Below are 2,512 nucleotides of genomic sequence, written 5' to 3'. Positions count from 1 at the left end.
AAACTCTCGCTTTGCAGAGTCATGAACCGCAAATGGACTGTTTTCAGCCGGGGCCAGGAATAATGCCAGCCAGTTTTAAAGTAGTAACATAAAGATGGTGAAGAGTATTTGACTGCTGATTTTGGGGAACACGCGATCGCCAAAGTTCCACCTGTTGATTCTTGCTTATGGTGGATTATCTTACTACGAGCTTATGTGAAAGCCACAGGCGATATTTCACTTGCCCACAAAACCGAATTTCAACAGGGAATCAAGTTAATTTTGGAAATGTGTCTTGTCCATCGATTTGCCATGTATCCAACAATGTTGGTTCTCGATGGCGCTTTTATGATTGACCGACGTATGGGTGTCTACGAACATCCTCTAGAAATTCAGGTGCTGTTTTATGCTGCTTTACGTGCAGCTACAGAACTTCTTCTGCCCAATAATGATAATAATTTCTGCATCTATAGATGTAAATCAACGTTTAGCACCTCTTACCTATCATATCCGCGAATATTATTGGATTGACCCAAGTCGCTTAAATGAAATTTATCGTTTTAAAGGTGATGAATTTGGCAAAGAAGTAGCGAACAGATTCAATATTTATCCTGATTCAATACCTGCTTGGTTAACAGAATGGCTACCAGATACTAGCGGTTATCTAGCGGGTAATCTTGGCCCTGGACGCATGGATTTTCGTTTCTTTACTTGTGATTCCAGTAACCATTCGTCTTTATCAAGCTGATTTACTAAACCTTGAGCCTTTGCGATCCCAACTTAATCATGACTTTGCAGTGAATTTTGGTCAGGAAATCACTGAGATGGTAGGTATCCAATTGATTGACCAAATGCAGGATGCGATTCGCCAGGGTGAGTTGGCACGCTGGTTATTTCATCCTGAAACGCGCCATGAAAATTCTTACCCCTTCTGCCATCTGCCCTTCGGGTTCGGCAGTCCCCCATCGCCGGAAACCGCCAAGACGGGGGCTGCCTCACCATCTGCCTTCTGCCTAACTTTACGCACCATAGACTGAGTTCGCATAAATTGCCAATTGCGATCGATTTTTTAGATTTAGACGATTAAGCAGGTGGGTGACATGGGTTTTGACTGTCCCTTCCGAAATATAAAGTTGTTGTGCAATTTCGCGATTCGTAGCACCAATTGCAATCAAGCGCAATACATCTTGTTCTCGATCAGTCAGTAAGTCCAATTTTGGTTCAGGTAACTTTGGACTAACAGGTTCTGAACTTTGGATTTTAGGAACTATCTTTTCTAAAAGTCCTGGCCCCATTTGGGTGTAACCTTTATGGACAAACCGAATCGCCTGCGCCAATTCCTCAGACGGCATATCTTTGAGTAAATAGCCCTTTGCTCCTGATCGCATTGCATCAGCAATGTATTCATCATCATCAAACGTGCTAAGGACTATCACTTTTGTATTTGGAAATTGCTCGGAGATAATGCCAGTAGCCACTGTACCATCCATCACAGGCATACGCACGTCCATTAACACAACATCTGGCTGTAATGTCTTTACTTGGGCGATCGCACTTTCGCCATTATCCGCAGTTCCCACAACTTCTAAGTCAGGCTCTAAATTTAGCATAGCCCTGATACCGTCTCGAATAAGAGTCTGGTCATCTACAAGTAACAGACGAATCATATGGGAGTGCATCTAAACTTTTGCAGGAGTACTACCCTAGTGTAGAACTATGTCTGCATCATAGATAGTCAAAAAAGCAGCTAATTTAAGGGTAACTAGCGAGTATTACTCATTAATTTGAAGTCAAGAACTAGAAGAGATTGAATTTTGCTCTACAATCTCCAACTTTAGTCATAGGAATATTTACTTATTTAATCAACGAAAGTCACAGTGTGTTTATTTATTTAGTTGAGATAAGAGTCGAGACGTTTTTCAGATGTGAAATCCCTGAACAAAATTCTACTATGAATTCAGTTACGAAAGCAATGAAGCAAAGGCAACCAAAAAACAAATTAAACGGTTTCCAAATCTCTGCTTTCTTCAACTAGTAAACAACACACAAACAACACAAACAAACGAGGTAAATTATGTCTAACGAATTCAACAAATCAATTGAACTTTCTGAACAAGAACTAGATGTTGTAGCTGGTGGCGCTAGCTTGAATGAACTTGCCGCTTTTGCAGCTGAACAAAACAGTATTAAATCAAGTGTAGCGGCTACTCCATTTGGAGCTTTTTCCGAAACAGATATTCAGGAATTAGAAATCGCATCTGTTGTTCAAAAACAAATTGAAGTTTAAGCTTCTAAATCAGTAATTCTTCATTTCCTTGGCAGAGGTACGCTTCTGCTTTTCAAAAAACCAAACAATACAAAACACAAACAAACGAGGTAAATTATGTCTAACGAATTCAACAAATCAATTGAACTTTCTGAACAAGAACTAGATGTTGTAGCTGGTGGCGCTAGCTTGAACGAACTTACCGCTTTTGCAGCTAGCCAAGAGAGCATTAAATCAAGTACAGCTGCAACTCCATTTGGTTCTTTC

General features: G+C 40.4%; 4 protein-coding genes and 1 pseudogene. 4 read left to right on the top strand and 1 reads right to left on the bottom strand.

Annotated elements, in window-relative coordinates; genetic code table 11:
• Both UYI_RS40255 and UYI_RS38410 read left to right on the top strand, forming a co-directional pair.
• Window positions 1-691: pseudogene (locus UYI_RS40255) on the top strand (glycoside hydrolase 100 family protein); the annotation flags it as partial.
• 1 nt (window position 692) lies between these two features.
• The gene (locus UYI_RS38410; RefSeq protein WP_190806392.1) at window positions 693-1,016 is read left to right on the top strand and encodes a hypothetical protein; all 324 of its coding nucleotides are present in this window, start codon (window positions 693-695) and stop codon (window positions 1,014-1,016) included.
• Here the strand turns inward: UYI_RS38410 and UYI_RS0122580 are convergent.
• Entirely contained in the window at window positions 999-1,646 is a 648-nt protein-coding gene (locus UYI_RS0122580; protein WP_016868949.1) for a response regulator, read from the bottom strand. The two genes, UYI_RS38410 and UYI_RS0122580, sit on opposite strands and share 18 nt — an antisense overlap.
• 407 nt (window positions 1,647-2,053) lie before the next feature.
• Here UYI_RS0122580 and UYI_RS0122575 point away from each other — a divergent pair, with 407 nt between their 5' ends.
• Both UYI_RS0122575 and UYI_RS37100 read left to right on the top strand, forming a co-directional pair.
• Entirely contained in the window at window positions 2,054-2,266 is a 213-nt protein-coding gene (locus UYI_RS0122575; RefSeq protein ID WP_016868948.1) for a CTB family bacteriocin, read from the top strand.
• Window positions 2,267-2,362: 96 nt separating this feature from the next.
• A partial coding sequence (locus UYI_RS37100; protein WP_157226380.1) for a CTB family bacteriocin occupies window positions 2,363-2,512 on the top strand: 150 nt, incomplete at its 3' end.

The sequence above is a fragment of the Fischerella muscicola PCC 7414 genome, assembly GCF_000317205.1.
Lineage (GTDB): Bacteria > Cyanobacteriota > Cyanobacteriia > Cyanobacteriales > Nostocaceae > Fischerella > Fischerella muscicola.
The sequence above is the reverse complement of the archived record's forward strand: the minus strand, read 5'-3'. Positions and strand labels throughout refer to the sequence as shown.

Excerpts from the sequence above, each read along its gene's own strand:
- UYI_RS0122580 (WP_016868949.1), bottom strand. The coding sequence starts at position 1,646 with ATGATTCGTCTGTTACTTGTAGATGACCAGACTCTTATTCGAGACGGT.
- UYI_RS0122575 (WP_016868948.1), top strand. The coding sequence starts at position 2,054 with ATGTCTAACGAATTCAACAAATCAATTGAACTTTCTGAACAAGAACTA.